This is a genomic window from Corallococcus aberystwythensis, assembly GCF_003612165.1.
Classification (GTDB): Bacteria; Myxococcota; Myxococcia; order Myxococcales; family Myxococcaceae; genus Corallococcus; species Corallococcus aberystwythensis.
This window is the reverse complement of sequence record NZ_RAWK01000610.1, coordinates 1-401: the sequence shown is the minus strand read 5'-3', so window position 1 is coordinate 401 and position 401 is coordinate 1. Positions and strand designations below refer to the sequence as shown.

Below are 401 nucleotides of genomic sequence, written 5' to 3'. Positions count from 1 at the left end.
GCTTCACAATTAGCGTTTTTCCTTGTTCAATTTCCACTTCGATTTCTTCCCCGAGTCGCAGTCCGTAGAAGAAAGTCGGCGTATCCAAAACGGAAACGTCACCAAACTGCTGGCGGAACTGTTCAAAATCGAGAAATACTTTAGGGTAAAGCGCATATGAAAGCAGATCATGGCTCGTCACCTGACGGCCAAGCTTCTCAAACAGCTCCTTCTGGATCTGTTCAAAATCAACCGGCGGCATTGATTCCCCTGGTCGGCCTTCAAGCTGTTTGCGGCCTTTTAAGATAATCTCCTGAAGCTTCTTCGGAAAGCCTTGATACGGCTTGCCAAGCTGCCCTTGAAACAGTTCTACGACGGAATCCGGAAAGTCGAGCTTCTCTCCTTTTTCATACACATCCTGC

The 401-nt window shown here is 47.9% G+C and carries 1 pseudogene; it reads right to left on the bottom strand.

Going from position 1 to position 401, the window contains the following annotated elements:
* A pseudogene (locus tag D7W81_RS41715) lies at positions 1-401 on the bottom strand (pyruvate carboxylase); the annotation flags it as partial.